We start from the raw sequence: 4,996 nt of genomic DNA, 5'->3' as shown, positions 1-4,996 counted from the left end.
GATTCAGGCTTTCGATTTTGTGCAACGTTTCGGCGTCGATCCGGCGACGGGCGGCGTGGCTGCTTCGCTGGATGAAGAGGGCCGAACGATCGACCCGACACAGCGAATCTGGGCGCAAAGCGAATATCTGCGCGCACTTGCGCATCACGCCGAGCCCGCCGTGCGTGCGCAATTGCCCGCGCAAATCGCGCGTTTTGCCACGCGTTTTCTGCGCCCCCATGGCTGGGTGGAGAGCCAGACGGCCGAGGGCGTGATCGTGCGGGCTGAGTTGCCCTCCACAACGCCCTATCACCTCGCGACCGCCTACGCCGCTTTGCCGTGACCTGAGCGTTGTCGCGCGAGACGTGGCACCGAACGCCCTGCGAATTTCGCGGGGCGTTTTCTTGTTGCGTAATGAAATTCGCAAACCCCTGCGAAAAACCGTTCGGGATCGTTAATTTATCGATGAAATCGAGATCGTCCTTGCAGAGTGTGAAAGCGCTACCTACAGTCTTCTGCAGGACCGCATCGGTGGCTGCCGCCGCGCTTGCGGATACGTGGACTCACGCTAACTGGACCAAAACCAAGTGTAGGAGTGTCCGAATGGCTGAACTTGTCGATATCGCTCGCGGCGCGTTGAATGCGCAACCGTTTAGCGCGTTGCTGGGAACGAAGCTGATGCAGATCGACTCCACGAGTCTCACGTTGTGCCTGACGATTCGCGATGAACTCAGGCAGCAGCACGGTTTCGTGCATGGCGGCGTGGTGAGTTACCTGGTCGAAAATGCGCTCACCTTCGCCGGCGCGCTGCGCCTTGGACCGAAAGTGGTGACGGGGGAATATAAGATCAATTATTTGCGCCCCGCCGTCTCGGGAACCTTGATGGCGCGCGCCCGCGTGGTTTATGCGGGCATGACGCAGGCAACCTGTCAGTGCGACGTGTATGTCACTGACGGCGGCGCCGAACGGCTTGTCGCCGTGGCGCAAGGCACGATTCATCGGATCAGCGAGATGGCCTCGGAAATCGAGCCGGTATTCAACGATTGAGGGTTGGATGCTGCGCTTGAATAAAACCCCCGCCGATTTAAAGCATCAGCGGGGGTTTTTGATGGTGCTGACTTCTTTTGATGGTGCTTACTTCGCGGCAACCGTGCGTTGCTGCTGCTCGCCCAGCCCCTCGATGCCCAGGCGCATGGTCTGCCCGGCCTTGAGATAAATCGGCGACGGCTTCACGCCCATGCCCACGCCCGGTGGCGTTCCGGTGGAAATGACATCGCCAGGCTGGAGACTCATTACCTTTGACAAATACGCCACGAGTTGCGCGACGCCGAACACCATGGTCTTCGTATTGCCATTCTGATAGCGATGGCCGTCCACTTCGAGCCACATGGAAAGCTTCTGCGGATCGGCGATTTCGTCCTTCGTGACAAGCCACGGTCCAAGCGGGCCGAACGTGTCGAAGCCCTTGCCCTTGTCCCATTGCGTGCCGTGCTCGATCTGCCACTCGCGCTCGGAAACGTCGTTGATCACGCAATATCCGGCGACGTAATCGAGTGCGTCCGCTTCGCTCACGTATTTCGCGTGCTTGCCGATCACCACGCCGAGTTCCACTTCCCAGTCGGTCTTCTTCGACTCACGCGGAATTTCAACATCGTCGTTCGGGCCGCAAATCGCGCTGGTCCACTTGCCGAACAGCACCGGTTCCGTCGGGACCGGCAGATTCGACTCGGCAGCGTGATCCGCATAGTTCAGGCCGATGCAAACGAACTTGCCGACGCGGCCCACGCACGGCCCGATACGCGGCTCGCCCGATACGACAGGCAGCGAAGCGGGATCGATGGCGCGCAGTTTCGCGAGACCAGCGTCGCTTAGCGTTTCACCGGCGATGTCGTCAATAACCTTCGACAAATCCCGAATCTTGCCGTCCTGATCCAGCAAACCCGGTTTTTCTTGACCCTTCGGGCCGAAGCGCAGCAGTTTCATCGTTAATGATCCTTAGTTCAAGTTCGGTTTCGAAACGTTCGGCAGCTATTCAGTGCGGCTTGCCGTGATCCGCGCATGCAGGGTGTTCGTTGCGCCCCCATCTGCACGCCTATTCGCACGCAGGTCGCGCGCGGTGTTGCATAAATTGCGCGCGTGCCAGTCTTTGTACCATTCCCAGCTTTCGTTGCAATCGATGCTGAGAAATTCCGCTTACGCATCTGACCGGTTTTTTGCGAAATCGCCAGCGGCTCGGCTGACGTTCCCGCTTATGTTCCCGCCTATGTCTCGCGTTTACAAGCGATAAAACGCCAGGGCGGTGCCGCCGAAAATCGCTTGCTGCGCCGACGCGCCAAGCCGCTCTGTCAGCGAATGCGCCGCCGTGGACCATCGCGCGTAATCGCCGTTCAGGTTCAATACCGGCCAATCGCTTCCCCACATCAGGCGTTCCGGTCCAAAGTTCTCAATCAGATGATCGACGTAAGGCCTGAGCGTTGCGGGCGTCCAGTCCGGCCCCGCTTCGGTCGCGAGACCCGACAATTTGCAATGCAGCCGTTGCGGCAGCGCGGCAAGCTGCTCCATTCCGTCCGCCCAGCTCTGCCACGCGGCAACGCCCTCCTTGATAGGCGGCTTCGCGCCATGATCGACCACGATCCGCAACGCCGGGAAGTTCGCGGCGAAACGTTTTATCGACGGGATGTGGCGGGTGAAGATCAGCGCGTCGAAGCTCAGGTCGCCGTCTATGAGCGCGTGGATCGCGGCGCCAAGTTCCGGCTGCTCGATCCAGCGGTCGTCGTTCAGGTCCTGCAGCATCGGGCGGACGCCCTTGAACTTAGGGTCGCGCGCCAATTCCCGGATCGATTCCGCAGCGTTTGGCGCATCGAGCGGCACCCAGCCGACCACACCGGCGATCGACGGTTCATCTCGCGCAAGGTCGAGCAGATAACGCGTTTCGTCGATTGTCGGCGCAGCCTGGACAACCACGGTCCGGCCGATTTCGGCAGCCTCGCGCAGCGGCTTCAAGTCGTCGGGAGCGAATGGCCGATAGAGGGTCGTGAGTTCCGGCGTCAGCCACCCATAGTCGCCGCGCGAGGGCTGCCAAAAATGCTGATGCGCGTCGATACGTTCGGTCGTCACGGTGCGCGCTCTGTCGAAGGGCTTTTAACACCCATACGACGTGGCACCGGCGCATCGGCGCGCAGCAAACCTTTTGCACGCAACGCGTCCCATAAGGCATCGGGCAACGGATCGGCGAACGAGGCCGCGTTCAAGCGCACCTCGTCCGCGCTGCGTGCCCCCATCAGCACCGTGGCCACAACTTTATGCGCATAAGGAAACTGAAGGGCAGCGCTGGACAAGGCGACGCCATGTTCACGACATACCCGTTCGAGGGCATCGACCCGTTCAACAATCGCTGCAGGCGGATCGACGTAGTTGAATTTCTGCTCCTGAACGGGCGGGTTGCCTTCACTCTTCAATCCGCGCGCAAGAATGCCGGAATTGAACGCGCCGCCCGAAATGATGCTGACGCCCTGCTTCTCGCATGCGGGCAGTAAGTCGTCGAGGACGGCTTGTTCCAGCAGCGTATAACGTCCTGCGAGCAGCGCGCAGTCGATATTGAACTCAGCCATCACGTCGAGAATGGCGGCGGCTTCGTTCACCCCGAGTCCTATGGCTTTTACGCCTCGCGAGGCTCGCAGTTCGTCCAGCGCGCGAAAACCACCTTCGTCGCGAAGTTGCCGCCAATAAAACGCGTTTTTGTCGCCGTGCGTGACGCGACCGATATCGTGAATCAGCACGATATCGATATCCACCATTCCCAGCCGTTGCTGACTATCTTCAAAAGATCTCAGGATACCGTCGTACGTGTAATCGAAGATCGCCTGGAACGGCAGCGGACGCGACCAGCCCTCGCTGCCGTCGTACGGCGTCGTGCGCGGGACAAAGTGCCTGCCTACCTTTGTCGACACCACGAAGTCCTCACGCGGGTAGCGGCGTAGCGCATCGCCCAGGCGATGTTCAGCTTTAGTGTGACCGTAGTGCGGCGCGGTATCGAAGTAACGGATGCCGCTTTGCCAGGCGGCATCGACCGTCGCTTGCGCGTCCGCTTCAGTAAGATCGTGATACAAGCCGCCGAGAGGCGCGGTGCCGAGGGACAACGCGGTGACCTCCAGCGACGTCCTGCCTATCTTGCGTTTTTCGGCAACCGGTGTTCCGGGAATAGTGCTCATCGAGTCCGCCTTATTGAGTCTGCCGAATTGAATCTGCCGAATTAAAGCCGCCTTAGATCGAAGCAATCGATACCGCGCGTCTCGGCGCCGCGCTCGCCGGGAGGCAAGCGGGACCGACTGGGTCGAACGTCTTGTAGGTCAGGATGAATTCCTGGTGGCCGAGTGCTTCCGATTTCGACACGCTGCCCGCGGCGACGGCGATGGTGGCGTCGAACACTTCGCGCCCTACTTCGTCCAGGGTCGCGCGGCCTTCGAGGATTCTGCCCGCGTCGATGTCCATGTCGCCCGAAAGGTTTCGATACGTCGCCGGATTGGCGCAGATCTTGATGACGGGGGAAATGGCCGAGCCGACGACCGAGCCGCGCCCGGTGGTGAAAAGGATTACGTGCGCGCCGCACGCGATCAACTCGCCGATTTCAGCGTTATCGCTGATATTGGGAAAGCCGAAACGCGGTTCGCCGTCGGGCACGACGTCCAGCAAATACAAGCCGCCGGTGGGCGGGATATCGCCCGGTTTCACGATACCGACAATGGGCGATGCGCCGCTTTTCGCATAGGCGCCGAGCGACTTTTCTTCTTGCGTGGTGAGGCCGCCGTCCGCGTTGCCGACTGCAAACGAGCCGTGTCCGAGTATCGAGTAATAGCGCGCCGCCTTGTCCACGCACGCAACGATTTCCTGTCCCAGTTCGGGTCGGGCCGCACGGCTTTTCATGTGGAATTCGCAGCCGACAAGTTCGCCGGTTTCCTCGAAGATGCAGGCTGCGCCGGCGTCGATAAGCGTATCGAATGCGCGGCCGACTGCGGGG

General features: G+C 60.6%; 5 protein-coding genes and 1 pseudogene. 2 read left to right on the top strand and 4 right to left on the bottom strand.

Translation table 11 applies throughout. From position 1 onward, the window contains the following. Both WCA53_RS23165 and WCA53_RS23160 read left to right on the top strand, forming a co-directional pair. On the top strand, positions 1-322 hold a 322-nt coding region (locus WCA53_RS23165; RefSeq protein WP_423915971.1), incomplete at its 5' end, for an AGE family epimerase/isomerase. Between the two features lie 260 nt (positions 323-582). Further along, positions 583-1,026 carry a PaaI family thioesterase gene (locus tag WCA53_RS23160; RefSeq protein WP_423915969.1) on the top strand — a complete coding sequence of 148 codons (444 nt, stop codon included), beginning with the start codon at positions 583-585 and terminating at the stop codon, positions 1,024-1,026. Positions 1,027-1,113: 87 nt separating this feature from the next. Here the strand turns inward: WCA53_RS23160 and WCA53_RS23155 are convergent, their stop codons facing one another. From WCA53_RS23155 to WCA53_RS23140, 4 genes and pseudogenes are all read right to left on the bottom strand, one after another. Next, positions 1,114-1,962, bottom strand: a complete 849-nt coding sequence (locus WCA53_RS23155) for an ureidoglycolate lyase (protein ID WP_423915967.1) — start codon at positions 1,960-1,962, stop codon at positions 1,114-1,116. A 291-nt stretch (positions 1,963-2,253) separates the two neighbouring features. Beyond that, positions 2,254-3,096 (bottom strand): amidohydrolase family protein, encoded by an 843-nt coding sequence (locus WCA53_RS23150; protein WP_423915965.1) that lies wholly within the window; start codon positions 3,094-3,096, stop codon positions 2,254-2,256. Beyond that, positions 3,093-4,190, bottom strand: a complete 1,098-nt coding sequence (locus WCA53_RS23145) for an aldo/keto reductase (protein ID WP_423915963.1) — start codon at positions 4,188-4,190, stop codon at positions 3,093-3,095. The genes WCA53_RS23150 and WCA53_RS23145 overlap by 4 nt, the downstream gene beginning before the upstream one ends. A gap of 52 nt (positions 4,191-4,242) precedes the next feature. After that, positions 4,243-4,996, bottom strand: a pseudogene (locus WCA53_RS23140) (UxaA family hydrolase); the annotation flags it as partial.

It is taken from the genome of Caballeronia sp. (genome assembly GCF_049581465.1).
Classification (GTDB): Bacteria; Pseudomonadota; Gammaproteobacteria; order Burkholderiales; family Burkholderiaceae; genus Caballeronia.
The sequence above is the reverse complement of the archived record's forward strand: the minus strand, read 5'-3'. Positions and strand labels throughout refer to the sequence as shown.

Excerpts from the sequence above, each read along its gene's own strand:
- WCA53_RS23160 (WP_423915969.1), top strand. The coding sequence starts at position 583 with ATGGCTGAACTTGTCGATATCGCTCGCGGCGCGTTGAATGCGCAACCG.
- WCA53_RS23155 (WP_423915967.1), bottom strand. The coding sequence starts at position 1,962 with ATGAAACTGCTGCGCTTCGGCCCGAAGGGTCAAGAAAAACCGGGTTTG.
- WCA53_RS23145 (WP_423915963.1), bottom strand. The coding sequence starts at position 4,190 with ATGAGCACTATTCCCGGAACACCGGTTGCCGAAAAACGCAAGATAGGC.